Annotated in this window: 15 protein-coding genes; 6 read left to right on the plus strand and 9 right to left on the minus strand. The window is 38.3% G+C overall.

The features are described from left to right. The first annotated feature begins 345 nt into the window (after window positions 1–345). The 4 genes from MHI18_RS03595 (at window position 346) to MHI18_RS03610 (ending at window position 3,922) form a co-directional block, all read left to right on the plus strand. Window positions 346–1,638 carry an HD domain-containing phosphohydrolase gene (locus MHI18_RS03595; RefSeq protein ID WP_340846046.1) on the plus strand — a complete coding sequence of 431 codons (1,293 nt, stop codon included), beginning with the start codon at window positions 346–348 and terminating at the stop codon, window positions 1,636–1,638. Between the two features lie 88 nt (window positions 1,639–1,726). Continuing rightward, window positions 1,727–3,346, plus strand: a complete 1,620-nt coding sequence (locus tag MHI18_RS03600) for an ABC-F family ATP-binding cassette domain-containing protein (RefSeq protein ID WP_340846047.1) — start codon at window positions 1,727–1,729, stop codon at window positions 3,344–3,346. 105 nt (window positions 3,347–3,451) lie between these two features. Next, a complete protein-coding gene (locus MHI18_RS03605; RefSeq protein WP_340846048.1) occupies window positions 3,452–3,712 on the plus strand; it encodes a hypothetical protein in 261 nt (86 codons plus the stop codon). Window positions 3,713–3,778: 66 nt separating this feature from the next. Next, complete coding sequence (locus MHI18_RS03610) at window positions 3,779–3,922, plus strand: hypothetical protein (protein WP_340846049.1); 144 nt, start codon at window positions 3,779–3,781, stop codon at window positions 3,920–3,922. 110 nt (window positions 3,923–4,032) lie between these two features. Here the strand turns inward: MHI18_RS03610 and MHI18_RS03615 are convergent, their stop codons facing one another. The 6 genes from MHI18_RS03615 to MHI18_RS03640 all read right to left on the minus strand — a co-directional run bounded on the left by MHI18_RS03615 (window position 4,033) and on the right by MHI18_RS03640 (window position 10,311). Further along, window positions 4,033–4,959 carry a DUF3089 domain-containing protein gene (locus MHI18_RS03615; protein WP_340846050.1) on the minus strand — a complete coding sequence of 309 codons (927 nt, stop codon included), beginning with the start codon at window positions 4,957–4,959 and terminating at the stop codon, window positions 4,033–4,035. Between the two features lie 150 nt (window positions 4,960–5,109). Next, window positions 5,110–5,340, minus strand: coding sequence for a spore coat protein (locus MHI18_RS03620; protein WP_340846051.1), 231 nt, complete (start codon window positions 5,338–5,340; stop codon window positions 5,110–5,112). Window positions 5,341–5,508: 168 nt separating this feature from the next. Then, the gene (locus MHI18_RS03625) at window positions 5,509–7,038 is read right to left on the minus strand and encodes a flotillin family protein (RefSeq protein ID WP_340846052.1); all 1,530 of its coding nucleotides are present in this window, start codon (window positions 7,036–7,038) and stop codon (window positions 5,509–5,511) included. Window positions 7,039–7,049: 11 nt separating this feature from the next. After that, window positions 7,050–7,583: an NfeD family protein gene (locus MHI18_RS03630; protein ID WP_340846053.1), complete on the minus strand. Its 534-nt coding sequence runs from the start codon at window positions 7,581–7,583 to the stop codon at window positions 7,050–7,052. 1,071 nt (window positions 7,584–8,654) lie between these two features. Beyond that, window positions 8,655–9,440 (minus strand): glucose-1-dehydrogenase, encoded by a 786-nt coding sequence (locus tag MHI18_RS03635; protein ID WP_340846054.1) that lies wholly within the window; start codon window positions 9,438–9,440, stop codon window positions 8,655–8,657. 19 nt (window positions 9,441–9,459) lie between these two features. Further along, a complete protein-coding gene (locus MHI18_RS03640) occupies window positions 9,460–10,311 on the minus strand; it encodes a GRP family sugar transporter (RefSeq protein WP_340846055.1) in 852 nt (283 codons plus the stop codon). A 207-nt stretch (window positions 10,312–10,518) separates the two neighbouring features. On the opposite strand from MHI18_RS03640, the gene MHI18_RS03645 reads away from it, so the two are divergent. After that, window positions 10,519–11,100, plus strand: a complete 582-nt coding sequence (locus MHI18_RS03645) for a biotin transporter BioY (RefSeq protein ID WP_340846056.1) — start codon at window positions 10,519–10,521, stop codon at window positions 11,098–11,100. Window positions 11,101–11,121: 21 nt separating this feature from the next. On the opposite strand, the gene MHI18_RS03650 is transcribed toward MHI18_RS03645, so the two are convergent. After that, window positions 11,122–11,634 (minus strand): YusW family protein, encoded by a 513-nt coding sequence (locus MHI18_RS03650; RefSeq protein WP_340846057.1) that lies wholly within the window; start codon window positions 11,632–11,634, stop codon window positions 11,122–11,124. Window positions 11,635–11,753: 119 nt separating this feature from the next. Next, window positions 11,754–12,401 carry a PAQR family membrane homeostasis protein TrhA gene (gene trhA / locus MHI18_RS03655; protein WP_340846058.1) on the minus strand — a complete coding sequence of 216 codons (648 nt, stop codon included), beginning with the start codon at window positions 12,399–12,401 and terminating at the stop codon, window positions 11,754–11,756. A 172-nt stretch (window positions 12,402–12,573) separates the two neighbouring features. On the opposite strand from trhA, the gene MHI18_RS03660 reads away from it, so the two are divergent. Then, on the plus strand, window positions 12,574–13,161 hold the full coding sequence (locus tag MHI18_RS03660; protein WP_340846059.1) for a DUF2087 domain-containing protein: 588 nt from the start codon (window positions 12,574–12,576) through the stop codon (window positions 13,159–13,161). A 55-nt stretch (window positions 13,162–13,216) separates the two neighbouring features. Here MHI18_RS03660 and MHI18_RS03665 read toward each other — a convergent pair whose 3' ends face one another. Continuing rightward, window positions 13,217–13,816: a cell wall hydrolase gene (locus MHI18_RS03665; RefSeq protein WP_340846060.1), complete on the minus strand. Its 600-nt coding sequence runs from the start codon at window positions 13,814–13,816 to the stop codon at window positions 13,217–13,219. Between the last annotated feature and the right edge of the window lie 14 nt (window positions 13,817–13,830).

Consider the following 13,830-nt stretch of genomic DNA (forward strand, 5'->3'; position numbering starts at 1 on the left):
CAGTAAGAAAGTTTCGTTTTTTAGATATTTTTTCCCATTTATTGATAATAACTTTTGACATGGGTACTTTTTACTATATTTTTTTGCTATAATATGGGGGATTAGGAGGCGATTCATCTGGATCTATATCATTCTTTCCAAAAACAAATTTTGAGAAACTATTTTATCGGCTCCTTTTGTGCTGTATTTATTTTAGGAAGCCTGCTTATTTTTAAAACCATAGACCTTGTCCCTAGTGAAGTTTTTATTCTGATTGGGATTATGTGTGTCTCGTCCGTCATTATGATTATCTGTGAATTTTACCTTTATCAAATTCAAGTGGCTCCGATTCGGGAATACTTCAGCATGGATATTCCTTCAATTGAATTGGTAAACAGAGCTTATTCAACTGCTCAAGTTTATCCAATCAAAGCCGTCTATCGATCGTTTAGTGCTCATTTCTTGGGTATTTCTGTACCTGGAATTAGCCTTACAGCTCTATGTATCTACATGAACTTACTTAAGATACCCTATTCTTTTTTACTTTTATCCTTACTTGGAGCTCTTCTCATCACATCCATGCATGCATTAATCGAGTATTTTCTCTCTTTAAATGCCGTAAAACCAATCATTAACCATATAACGGTTACATCGAATCGATTAAATTCACATACCAATACGCTTAAAACCGGAGTTTTTTTAAGAATGCGCACCAAAATTCTTATCAGTTTCATATTCTTAACCATTTTTCCTGTCATGCTCTCTGGAATCATTTTATTAGCCAAATCGTATGAAGCTAATTTTTCCTTTTTAAAGGATTTCATCTGGACCGCCGTTTTTTTTGTTATTATTTTACTTCTTATTGCACTTGGCGGTGCCCTGCTGTTAACTAGCAATCTTCAAGAACCGATTGAAGAATTAAAAACCGGGATGCTTGCAGTAAAGAATGGCAAACTAGAAACCATTGAAAACCCTTATACAGATGAGTTTTCCCATCTTTTTTCGGGATTTAATCATATGGTTGACGCCATCAAAGAACATGATCAAAAAAATGAGGACCTGCTAAATAATATCTTCAGAATGCTTGCTGCTACTTTGGATGCCCGAGACCCTTATACAGCTGGACATTCAATCAGAGTGGCAGAATATGCAGGACTAATCGGAGAACAAGCGGGACTTGCTCCTGCACAGCTCGATCAATTACGAAAATCTGCACTCGTTCACGATATCGGAAAAATAGGCATTAAAGATGCCATTCTCTTAAAAACAGGAAAGCTGACTGATCATGAGTTTAACCAAATAAAACAACATCCTGCTATTGGTGCGGGAATCTTTGAACAGTATAATATGACGAATGAACTGCTTTCACTCGTACCCGGTATTAAGTATCACCATGAACGCTTTGATGGCAAAGGGTACCCCGAAGGCCTTTCTGGAGAAGACATCCCGTTGTTCGGACGGATCATCGCAGTGGCTGATGCCTATGATGCCATGACTTCGGATCGTACTTACCGGAACAGCATGAGTCCCCAAGAAGCCATTTCCATTTTAAGAGATGGAAAAGGCACACAATGGGACCCTGAATTTGCTCAGTTGTTTATTGACTTACAAGAAAAGGAACTTGAACGTCATAATCAAAACAGCCAAATTGCCTGGTAATCCTCACTCAAATCCGGAAAATATTTTTATCTATGCCGCTTCCATGTTATACTTTTATAGATATTGTTTTTTGGAGGAATGTATATAAATGATTACAGTAAATAATGTTGGCCTGCGATATGGTGATCGCAAGCTATTTGAAGATGTAAATATAAAGTTCACACCTGGCAATTGCTATGGTTTAATTGGAGCCAATGGAGCAGGTAAATCAACTTTCTTAAAAATATTATCAGGTGAAATTGAAGCTCAGAGCGGCGACGTTCATATGGGCCCAGGCGAACGCCTTGCCGTTTTAAAGCAAAATCACTTTGAATATGAAGAACATGAAGTTATGAAAGTAGTTATGATGGGCCATGAACGTTTGTACCAAGTCATGCAAGAGAAAGATGCCATCTATATGAAAGCTGATTTCACTGATGAAGATGGAATGAAGGCAGCTGAATTAGAAGGCGAATTTGCTGAACTTAATGGCTGGGAAGCTGAGCCTGAAGCAGCGATTCTTTTAAAAGGTCTTGGTATAACGGATGAACTTCATGATAAAAAAATGTCTGAACTAACAGGTGGAGACAAGGTTAAAGTATTACTTGCTCAAGCCCTATTTGGTAAACCAGATGTTCTTCTACTCGATGAGCCTACCAACCATCTTGATTTAAAAGCGATTCAGTGGCTTGAGGAATTCTTAATCGGTTTTGAAAACACTGTTATTGTTGTTTCCCATGACCGTCACTTCCTGAATAAAGTGTGTACACATATTGCCGATCTTGATTTCTCAAAAATTAAAGTTTATGTAGGTAACTATGATTTCTGGTATGAATCAAGCCAGCTTGCACAACGGTTAGCTCAAGATTCTAATAAGAAAAAAGAAGAAAAAATAAAAGAACTTCAAGCATTTGTTGCCCGTTTCAGCGCTAATGCATCTAAGTCTAAGCAAGCAACGTCAAGAAAGAAATCACTGGACAAAATCTCTTTAGATGATATCCAAGCTTCTTCTCGTCGTTATCCATTTGTTAACTTCACTCCTGACCGTGAAGTTGGTAATGATTTGCTGCAAGTCAATGGCATTTCAAAAACCATTAATGGTGAAAAAGTGCTTGATGATATTTCCTTTATTATGAATAAAGGAGACAAAATTGCACTTATTGGTAAAGATGAAAATGCACTATCAGCTCTATTTAAAATTCTAGCTGGTGAGATGGAACCTGACAGCGGAACGTTTAAATGGGGAATTACGACAACTCAAGCTTATTTACCGAAAGATAATGCTGAGTTTTTTGAAGGCTGCGACTTAACACTGGTTGATTGGCTGCGTCAATACTCTCCTCATGATGAAAGTGAAAACTTCTTACGGGGCTTCCTTGGCCGGATGCTATTTTCTGGTGAAGAGGTTCAAAAGAAAGCAAGCGTTCTGTCTGGTGGAGAAAAGGTCCGTTGTATGCTTTCCAAAGCTATGCTAGGCGGCGCTAACGTTCTTATGCTTGACGATCCTACCAACCATTTAGATTTAGAATCCATTACAGCATTGAACAATGGCTTGATCTCATTTAAGGGCTCTATGCTCTTCACTTCTCATGATCACCAGTTCATGCAAACCATTGCTAACCGTATTATTGAAATTACACCTAAAGGTATCATAGATAAACAAGTAACTTATGATGAATACCTAGAAAGTACTGAAATACAAAAACAAGTAGCTGAAATGTACAAATAAGTAACAGACAGAGGAGTCTCTTTTTTGAGGCTCCTCTTCTCTTTGTAAAAATGCACGTTTAACTCTCCTTAGATCTGGAATAATGAAAGAGTAAGGGGTGATCAAGTGGAATCTAGAGAAATTGAAAATGTATTCGAAGCTGCCGGTTATGACTTTTTATACCGTAATTTTCACTATCAAGTATATGTATCAGGACTATTCGAAAAAATTGATAATCCAGCACTATTAGAAAAATTCTTAGAATGCTATGGGTTCGAACCTGAACAGTCATTGATATTCGATGAATTTGCTTTCCATTTTCGGATATTCGAAAATTTGTACCATAAAAACAATTTAAAACATGATCCTGATTTTTATTGGCATTAACTTTTCATTTACTTAGTAACCACCATTTGCCATAATTAATTATGCTAATAGGTGGGAGAAATCGGTGTGAAAATAAAAAAGAAACGTAAAAAGCTTGATAAGAATACGATTTTTGAAACGTTAGGTGAATTTTTTGTTGACGTTGTGTTGGAAATCTTGATGCTTCCCTTCAAATTAATAGTGCGGGGATTAGTAAGGTTTTTTGATTGAAAAAAATGCCTGAGATTGACGGGAAGCAATAATCGTTAAACTTTCGCGGGAATTCACAAGGAAAGAGCTTGAGTTATTTCAAGCTCTTTTTTACTAGTTACTTTTGAGGATTATGATTGAATGAATTCAACCGCTTCTTTTAATAAATCAGTAAAATCAACAGGGAAGAAATGATCCAATCCCTCTATGACTATTAATTTGCATTGAAATTCATTTTCCTCAAAAAGTTTTACTAATTCAACGGTTTTATTGTAAAAAGGGTCCTTATCTCCCGTGATAATGCAGCCCTTAATTTTATTTCCATTCTCCACTAATAAACTTTCTAAAGAAGTCACATCCTGAATTGCAGGAATAACGGCTATAAATCCTTTTGTTCCAAGAATATTTCCATTTAAACTTAGTTCAATTGCTAATTTTCCGCCTTGCGATGCACCAGCAATAATATCCTGTTTTGTATTAAATGTTTCTTTAAAATTCCTGAATGATTCCTTAATTTCTTCAACTGCAATAATTTGATTGTCCCAGCAATAAGCATTGTATCCGAAGACCTGCGATGATTGCGGAAATGCAAAAAGAAAATCGTCTAACAAACTAGTGTCAAACCAATAAGGAGCGAAATATTTCACATTAGACCCCCGCCAATGCAAAGAAAATAATCCTAAATTTGATTGATCATTTCCGTAAGTAAACAGTTCGGGTGTTGATATAGGTTTGTGGTCTTCCAACATTTCCTTGCACTCATTAACTATTACTTTAAATTCTTCGATGTCTTGGAGGCTATGTAAATCTTGTTCACGAGTCAATGTCAAAGGATTCCACCATATTCCTTTTTGCAAACCCTCTTTAAGAGCTGCGATGGCGTTTTCTTGGTTTCCTTGAACAGAATAAACACAAGCCCTCCAAAAAATTATTTTATCTAGCCTTTCGGGAAATTCCACCTGTGCTCTTTCAATTAGTGAATGAACTTCATCGTATTTCCCTAGTTCAAATAAGCCAAAAAGGTCTTTTTGAAGTTCAACAAACTTTGTTTCCGACACGATATTCACCCTCCTCAATCTTTTTTTAAATCATACCATCATAAATAAAAAACTGACCTAAATATTTGAATTTTCCTATGAATCATTGATATATAACTACAAAAAAAACACATTAAAATTCATCTGAGAATTCTAATGTGTTTTTTTTAGTTAAAAGAAGAATGGATACCCAAATCCGCCATACAACGCTGGAGCAAGCAGTGTTCCTGCAGCAAGTCCGCCGACAAGCCCCGGACCAAATCCAGGTCCGAATCCACCAAATCCTCCACCATATCCGCCATACCCATAAGGTGGACGACCATACCCGTACGGTCTCCCGTACCCCCATGGTCTCCGCATATCGCTTGGATTCACATATATTTGTCTATATCCTGGATACATAATACGCCTCCTCAAAAGTCGTTCTCTCTCATACCTCCTTACAACCTATGTTTTTACGGGCTGCATTGCATAGGCATTACCACTAACTTTTTAAATTTTCTTGAGTAAATAACCTATTAATGCACAAAAGGGGAAAAGTCTCGACTCAGACTTTTCCCCTTTTTATGCCTATTCTTTCTCAAGTGCTGATGCTGTCGGTACTTTATCAATAATCTGTTGTTGTTCTTCTTTTGACAGCTGCGTGTACATGGTTCGTTTCCCAGCAAAGCTTTCAAGCATTTCTTTCACATCAATTCCTGAAGACTCTTTTAACGATTCTTGCAGTGTTGACATTAAGTTTGTTGCATAACCAGTCAGCTTATTCGCTCCGCTTCCATTCCCTGTATCAACAATCGAAATCTTATCGATATTCCCAAGAGGTGCGGCCACTTGTTTGGCGTATTCAGGAAGCATTTTCAAGATCATATCCATAACAGCTGCTTGACCGAATTGCTCAAACGCTTCTGCGATTTTCTGTTTCGCTTCAGCTTCTGCGATACCTTTTAATTGAATGATTTCCGCTTCCGTCGTACCTTGGGCTTTTTGTGCATCTGCTTTTGCTTGACCATCCAAACGGACTCGCTCTGATTCAGCTTTTGCTAATGCCTCAATCCGATATTTATTAGCATCCGCCTCGGTTATTTGCTTCATTTTTTCAGCCGAAGCCGCTTGTTCAACTGCATAACGATCGGCATCCGCTTTTTTCTTTACCTCTGAATCATATTGTTTTTCCCGACGAAGGATTTCTTTTTCTTCAAGTTCAATTTGCTTTTGCCGCTCAATAATTTTGATTTGCATTTCCTGTTCTGTTACTTCTTGTTTTGAGCGGGCTGTCTCAAGATCGTACGCTTGGTCAGCACGAGCCTTAGCGATATCCTGTTCACGACGAAATTCTGCAATCTTTAATTTATTAATTTTCTCAGCTTCTGCAATTTCAGTACCGCGTTCAAGCTCGGCACGCTGTGCATCCTTCGATGCTTCCGCACGTTTAATTCTCGTTTCTTTATCTGCTTCTGCAGTAGCGATATCAGCATCACGTTTAACTTGAGCAATTCTAGGTTTACCAAGAGAATCGAGATAGCCATTCTTATCACGAAGATCTTTAATCGTAAATGATACAATAATAAGTCCCATTTTAGCGAGATCTTGTGAGGCTACGCGCTGTACTTCCTGTGAAAATTTCTCGCGATTTTTATATATTTCTTCGACTGTCATTGAACCGAGAATAGACCGTAAATGTCCTTCAAGTACCTCACGAGCTTCCAATTCCCGTTCTTCCTTCAGCTTTCCAAGGAACTGCTCGGCTGCAGTAGCGATTTCACTAATCGTACTGCCAACTTTAATAATCGCTACACCGTCTGCCATAACTGGAACACCTTGCTCCGTGTAAACTTCTGGAGTGGAAACTTCTAGTTTACTAGATAATAAACTAAGTGGTGCCGCCTGTTGGAATACAGGCAACACGAACGCTCCGCCGCCACGAACTATTTTCACTTTGTTCCCTGACTCATCAACATGAACACTTTTACTGCCAAGATAACTTCCAGAAATAATTAAGGCCTCATCAGGACCTGCCGTACGATACTTCGTCACAAACACTCCGATTAAAGCAAGCAGAATGACGACCACTCCAACGACCACATAGATTAAATCAAACATATAAAAGCCCCCTAGTTAATATCTTCTATTTGTAAATAAGGTGTAACATATAAGATGCCATTTTTAACATCCACAATGAGCACCCTTGTTAAAGCAGGGATTCCCTCATTTTCGAAACTAGCAGCAGGTTTAGCAATTGAACCGCTGTTTCCTTCAATAAGCACTTCACCAAATCCATCTTCTGGAACAGAAGTAAGTACCCTGCCAACCCTTCCTTTCAGTGCCGACTCATGAAAGGAAAGTGATTCTTCTGCTGAAGCTAAGGGAATCAATACAAAAATATTTAGTAAACTAACAATTAATAAACTAATAAGTGCTGATAATCCGGCTGCCAAAAGCTCCTGCAAACTAGATACCTTTTCAAATATAAATCCTGAAGCACTAAAAACGGCCATAAAAGCTACAATCAATACAGGATTTAAAAAATCAGGACCATCTATTCCAGCAAAAACATCATTAAATAAAATTAGAAATAGAGTTAATCCCCCAGAGATTAGTAAGGTATACAAATAAACCGTTTCTAATGGTAAGCCAAACAGTTCCATTGATGATCACCCTTTACACTGCTAATTTGTTGAATAAACAGCTGATGATTGAACATCCCATTCTTCTTTCTCATTACAGCCTCCCCTTTCATTTCTGGATACTAGTATTTACGAATGAAAAATCAATAGGTTTCATAATTTACCAATTAATTTTCAAAATAATCTAACTTGTTATACGGTTTTTAATGACATGCTCACTCATGGGGGGTATTTCCTCTGGTTTTATGCTTCGCTAGCCAATATTCCCGTCTGGCAACACTGTATTCCCGTCTAGACCAAGCTTATTCCCGTCTGAACAATAGGTATTCCCGTCAAGAGGTGCTGTATTCCCGTCTGGGCTCTACTTTGGAGCAAGAAATACCCTATATGGTATGTGATTTTGGCTTTTTTGAAAATGGGTCGCTGTCTTTTGTTCTTCCTCCAGCTTGTAAAGCTTCCCTCTTGATTGGACTTCTCTAAATACCCGTTTTTAGAAAACACGCTCACTCATGGGGGGTATTCCTCTGTTTTTATGCTTCGCTTGCCAAAAATCCCGTCTGGCTGCGCTGTATTCCCGTCTAGACCAAGCTTATTCCCGTCTGAACAATAGATATTCCCGTCAGGAGGTGCTGTATTCCCGTCTGGGCTCTATTTTGGAGCAAGAAATACCCTATACGGTATGTAATTTTGGCTTTTTTTGAAAATGGGTCGCTGTCTTTTGTTCTTCCTCCAGTTTGTAAAGCTTCCCTCTTGATTGGACTTCCCCAATACCCTTTTTTAGAAAACACGCTGACTCAGGGGGGGATTTCCTCTATTTTTTTGCTTCGTTTGCCAATAATCCCGTCTGGTAACACTGTATTCCCGTCTAGGTCAAGCATATTCCCGTCTGAGCAATAGGTATTCCCGTCTCGAGGTGCTGTATTCCCGTCTGGCTCCTATTTCGAAGTGAAAATTACCCTAATGGGTATATAAATTTTGTTCTTTTAAACATACTGAATACTTGATAAGAGGACGTTTACATGTCGGGTTAAGCGTAGCGTATATTCACACAAAAAAAGCCGTCGAGGGTTTCTCGACGGCCACTTTGCATGATCAACCTTTACCAGCTTGGAAACCAGGATATTTGGTCATCCCGCCATCGGCATATAAGGTCATTCCTGTTACATAACTTGATTCTGTTGAAGCTAACCATACCGCACATGCCGCAATTTCCTCTGGTCTTCCGATATAACCCATTGGAATGAGGTCGATGACTTCTTGCTTAGCTTTAGGATCATTAAATTTTTCAGCATTGATTGGTGTATCAATTGCACCAGGTGAGATATTATTTACACGGATTCCTTTTGGTGCATATTCGAGCGCCAGCGTTTCAGTGAGCATCTTCACACCGCCCTTACTTGCTGCATAATGGGCAAAATGCGGCCAAGGAATTCTGTCATGTACCGAAGACATATTAATAATACTTCCTTTTATATCATGCTCTAGCATATAATCAATGGCATCTCGGCTGCCAAGGAAAACGCCTGTTAAATTAACATCGATCACTTTATTCCAATCTTCAAGCGTTAGCTTTTCAGATGGAACTTCGTTTTCCATTCCAGCGTTATTAATCATAATATCAATACTTCCAAATTTTTCTACAGCAAAATCAAGCAACCTCTTAATATCTTCTTCCTTTGTGACATCTCCTTTTAGTGCAGCCGCTTGACCGCCTGCTGCTTCAATAGTTTGAATGGTTTCTTCATAATCATGTTTATCTGAATGATAATTGAGGACTACTTTTGCTTTTTCTTTTCCAAATCTTTCAGCCATTGCTTTTCCTAATCCAGTACCCGCACCTGTAATAACCACGACTTTTCCATTTAAATCTTCATACATCCTTTATCTCTCCTACTCATTATTTTTTAGTAATACCAAGAACGACTCCCCCGGCAATAATCAGCGCACATCCGCTGATGACCAAGACCAACTGCTTCTTGGATTTTTTTTCGCCTAAGAGAAAAATTCCTCCAAGTGTCGATATGACAATACCCATCTGTGATAATGAAAAACCGACGGCAACCCCAACCTTAGGGTTTGCGAGCAATAACCCGATATTCCCGATTGCCCACATAATCCCAGCAAGGATATTACGGACAGCGTATTTATTAAATGGTTTATGTTTCATGGAAAGAATGAGCGATGCGGCCACCATACCTATTGCCTGCGGCAGGATCGCTGCCCAGCCATTTATATCAAACCATCTGATAATCACTACATACAACACATAACCGGCGGTGGATATAGCAAGAAAGGTAATTCCCTTTTTCATATTGCCTTTCTTCTCATCACTCTTACCGCCCATACCGGTTAAAACGACACCTGAAATAATTAAAAGAAGGGCAATGATTCCTAAAATGATTGTTGTTTGCGTACTCCATTCCTTAAATATAACTACTCCAAAGAAGGTTGTTCCTAAGAGCTGCAATCCAGTTGAAATAGGGACTGTCTTAGATACGCCTAAATGTTTCACACTATTAAATTGATTCAGTTGACCTAATGCCCAACCCATCCCAGATATAATTCCAATAACCCAGATTAACCCATCCATCTCAGGCTGTTTTACAAAAAACATCACAATTGAAAATAAGAAGGCTCCGACTGTAATTCCTAGAGTTTGAGCGTGTGCATTTCCGCCTAACTTTTCACTGACTAATACAAGGCTCCCCCACGTTATGGCTGGCAGCAGTGCATAAAAAATTCCATCCATTCCTATGTACCTTCTCTCACTGATTTTCTTTTTCACTTATATCGTTCTTCTTATATTCCCCGTTATGAGAAAAAGAAAACGCAATATAGGTTTTCTAAAATAATAATAATTTGATCAATACCTGATTGACAAAAATAGGTTTACATCTTAATCTATATGTAAACCTATTTTCATAATTAGTTTACATATAGAAAAGGAGATGAGAAAGTGAACCATCAATCTACTCATGAGAAATTAAAGACGATGATGATTATTTCTATTTTCACCGCTATTATTTGTATATTGGCTCAAGTGACCATCCCTCTGCCTATTGTCCCTATTACGGGTCAAACGTTAGCCATTGGCCTAGCCGCCACCATCTTAGGTTCAAGAAAAGGAACCTTAGCCGTTGGGTTATATTTAGTCTTAGGTGCTGTCGGCCTGCCCGTATTTGCTGGAATGAGCGGAGGCATCGGGATTATCGTTGGACCAACAGGCGGGTACCTGCTAAGTTATCTGCCTGTTGCCTTTTTAACCGGTTTTCTTTTAGAAAAAACCAATTTCACGATTTTCTATGGCATACTAGCGAACATAATTGGGATGATCCTTACACTTGTATTAGGTACCCTCTGGTTAAAAGTAACTCTATCACTCACATGGACTGCTGCATTCTACTCAGGTTCAGCCCCTTTCATCTTGGTAGGACTGTTAAAAGCCTTTTTAGCGGGATATCTTGGCATTACCATTTATCACCGCCTTAAGTCTGCTAGACTTCTCCCGGTGAACTCAAAAAAATCCAGCTCCTATTAAAAATAGGAGCTGGATTTTTCGTTATTTTTTCTTCATATATTCTCTTTCTGTTCCATCCGTAAAGGTTACATCAATTTCCAGCTTATCATAATCTTCATCTAAGTTAAATACCTTAGTGACTTCACTAAACACTTCTTCCTCAGACGTGTCTTTATCGAAAGTAAGTTTTTCTAGTTTCGGCATTAATTCATCCATTGCTTCATCGCCATGCAAGTGGGTATCCTTGAGTTCATCTTTAATCGATGCTTCTGTTTTATTATTTTCTGTATCATACTCCGCATTATATTCCTTATATTTCTTATTTTTCTCATCCACAAGATATTCTACATCAAGATCGAAATCTTGAAAGGAAATCGTAGATGTTTCTGCTGATTCTTCATTACCTGTATTATTTTCGGTTTGGTTTGTGTTATTTTCGGTTTGATCCGTATTGTCTGTCACATTAGGTTCTTTCACTTCGTCCTTATCGTTACAACCCGTTAACAAAAACATAGCAGCTGCTGGTACAGCTAAAACTTTTAATGATTTTTTCATCTATGATGCCTCCTAAAGTCAAATTCTATTTACTATTATTATTTCCCAAACTCTACCGAATAAACCAATTTATCAAAAATCGTGCAAAAAAACCGACAGAATTCGTCTACCGGTGTGTTTTATAGGTTGAGAGGGATGATATAAAAGAAAATCGTAAAGAAGTGTAAGATCGATCCTGAAAGAACAAACACATGCCAAATCGCATGATGAAAGGGAAATCCTCTCCATACATAAAAAATGGCCCCAACCGTATATAATAGTCCTCCTGCAATCAGAAGCTGCATCCCTGCTGCCGGTAAAATTTCTGTTAATGGCTTCCATGCAATCACGATCATCCATCCCATCGCAATATAGAGAACCGTTGAAAGATAGAGAAATCGTTTAACAAAAAATGTTTTGAACAATGTACCTGCTAACGCTACGATCCAAACAACCGCCAGTAGTGTCCAGCCAAGCTTACCATTTAAACTGTACATGATTGGTGTATATGTACCTGCAATAAAGAAATAAATGGCTGAATGATCGAATATCTCAAAAATATCCTTAGCTTTCCCTTGAGGAAAACTATGAACCAACGTTGAAGATATATATAAGCCCAACATGGATATCCCATAAATAACAGCTGCTGCTATATCCCCAGATGTCCCATATTTCGAGGATTGCAGAACTAGGAATACTAACGCAACTAAACTTAACAGCACACCAATTCCATGTGTAATTGCATTGACTAATTCTTCTTTATTTGAATAAACATGTGTATTTGCCACATATCTCAACCCCTGTTCCCACTGAACGAAGCACGTTCCGGATTAGTTATTATTGAACTTAAAGTATACTCTTTTTCACCACAGCATTAAAGAAAAGAATCGGAAAATAGATTGAACATTCTTTCTAATTAGATTACAATCTAATTAGATAAGCATAAAAGGAGGTACAGTCATGCAATTAAACAAACTCATTGCTTTTCACAAAACTGTCGGCGATGCGACCAGAATCCGTATATTAAGTCTCCTTGCCGCTGGTCCTAAAAATGGGCAGGCACTCGCTGGTATTCTAAGTCTCAGTCCTCCAACGATTTCACATCATTTAGCTAAACTAAAGGAAATAAATCTTGTCACAGATCGGAGGGATAAAAACACGATTTATTTTCACCTGAATGAATCCGTTCTACACCAATATTCGCAATCATTGCCACAATTAATTATTGGAAAGGATAAACCGATGACTATGGAAAATTCGCTTCAGCTTGAACACAGAAAAATTATAGACAATTTCTTCTCTGATGGCATGTTAAAAACGATACCAGCACAACGTAAGAAAAAAATGATTGTTCTCTATCATATAGCTGCCGGTCTTAAAATGGGTAGAAAATATACTGAAAAAGAAATCAATGAGTACATAACTCAGTTCCATCCAGATTACGCTACCATCCGTCGTGAGTTTATCGTTTCCCGTATCATGCACCGGGAAAATGCCATTTACGAACTAAACCCAAAAGAACTATGGGATGAAATCATCCAGTCATAAATTATTCAAAAAAAATCATCAGTCAGGGGATCCCTGCTGATGATTCTTTTTGAAGCTAAATCGCAAAATGATGACCGCCAATTACTCTTACAACCTTCAGCGTTCTCATCCACTTACTGTCTGAGATACTTGGATTATAAAAATAGAGTTCGTGATACGCATAATCCTGAATCGCGATGGCTTCATTCACTGCACGCTGCGCATCTTCACCGGCGGGGTGATTAATCGCGCCATCGTCGACCGGTGAAAATTGTCCTTTTTGATAAATAACATCTTTAATTGAATCAGGGAACGCTTCATCTTCAACCCGGTTCAATACTACGGCCGCAACTGCTACCTTGCCATTATATGGCTCACCCTTCGCCTCTGCATGAACAAGCCTGCCCAGCAGTTCCTTATGCGGCTCACTGATCACAGAAGGAATGGTAAACGTATCACCTGGGTTCGCAACATTATTTTCATTTTCATTTACATCTTTAAGAACTTGTATAGGCACACCATACATTTTAGCTATGTCCCAGATGCTTTCACCTTGTTTTACAGTATGTTTTTTTGTATTTTTGTTTGCTAGAGTTTCACTATTCATTGGAAATGTAAAGCCGAGTAGTAAGATTCCAAGAGTAACAGCAAAAACGAATGAAGTAAATGTTCTCATCTTGTCTCCTCCTT

Source organism: Peribacillus sp. FSL H8-0477, from assembly GCF_038002765.1.
Lineage (GTDB): Bacteria > Bacillota > Bacilli > Bacillales > DSM-1321 > Peribacillus.

Coding starts and splice junctions, on each gene's coding strand:
- MHI18_RS03625 (WP_340846052.1), bottom strand. CDS start 7,038: ATGTTTGATTTAATCTATGTGGTCGTTGGAGTGGTCGTCATTCTGCTT.
- MHI18_RS03665 (WP_340846060.1), bottom strand. CDS start 13,816: ATGAGAACATTTACTTCATTCGTTTTTGCTGTTACTCTTGGAATCTTA.
- MHI18_RS03600 (WP_340846047.1), top strand. CDS start 1,727: ATGATTACAGTAAATAATGTTGGCCTGCGATATGGTGATCGCAAGCTA.
- MHI18_RS03640 (WP_340846055.1), bottom strand. CDS start 10,311: ATGGATGGAATTTTTTATGCACTGCTGCCAGCCATAACGTGGGGGAGC.
- MHI18_RS03650 (WP_340846057.1), bottom strand. CDS start 11,634: ATGAAAAAATCATTAAAAGTTTTAGCTGTACCAGCAGCTGCTATGTTT.
- MHI18_RS03595 (WP_340846046.1), top strand. CDS start 346: ATGGATATTCCTTCAATTGAATTGGTAAACAGAGCTTATTCAACTGCT.
- MHI18_RS03635 (WP_340846054.1), bottom strand. CDS start 9,440: ATGTATGAAGATTTAAATGGAAAAGTCGTGGTTATTACAGGTGCGGGT.
- MHI18_RS03660 (WP_340846059.1), top strand. CDS start 12,574: ATGCAATTAAACAAACTCATTGCTTTTCACAAAACTGTCGGCGATGCG.
- MHI18_RS03620 (WP_340846051.1), bottom strand. CDS start 5,340: ATGTATCCAGGATATAGACAAATATATGTGAATCCAAGCGATATGCGG.
- MHI18_RS03630 (WP_340846053.1), bottom strand. CDS start 7,583: ATGGAACTGTTTGGCTTACCATTAGAAACGGTTTATTTGTATACCTTA.